Consider the following 566-nt stretch of genomic DNA (forward strand, 5'->3'; position numbering starts at 1 on the left):
AGCCTGTATTCATGGGATTTTCGCTCAAATTGATTCATGATTTGGACACGAACACGACTCATAGCACGGCTGAGATGTTGGACAATATGAAAACGATCTAGAACGATTTTAGCACATGGAAAAAGCTGTTTAGCTAAGGCATAGTAGGGACTAAACATATCCATTGTAATGATTTTCACCTGGCAACGAACGGTTCTATCGTAGCGAAGAAAGTAATTTCGGATGATAGTTTGTGTCCTGCCTTCAAGAACAGTGATGATATCGAGTTTTTCAAAGTCCTGAGCAATAAAGCTCATCTTTCCCTTAGTGAAGGCATACTCGTCCCAAGACATAATCTCTGGAAGACGAGAAAAATCATGATTAAAACGGAAGTCATTGAGCTTGCGAATGACAGTTGAAGTTGAAATAGCCAGCTGATGAGCAATATCGGTCATAGAAGTCTTTTCAATCAACTTTTGAGCAATTTTTTGGTTGATAATACGAGGGATTTGGTGATTTTTTTTGACGAGAGAAGTCTCAGCGACCATCATTTTCGAACACTGATAGCACTTGAAACGACGCTTTTT

Annotated in this window: 1 protein-coding gene; it reads right to left on the minus strand. The window is 39.2% G+C overall.

What is annotated here, in order from left to right; translation table 11 throughout:
- On the minus strand, positions 1-566 hold a 566-nt coding region (locus SORDD16_RS09950; RefSeq protein ID WP_164966526.1), incomplete at both ends, for a transposase.

The organism is Streptococcus oralis, from assembly GCF_001578945.1.
GTDB lineage: Bacteria > Bacillota > Bacilli > Lactobacillales > Streptococcaceae > Streptococcus > Streptococcus oralis_Q.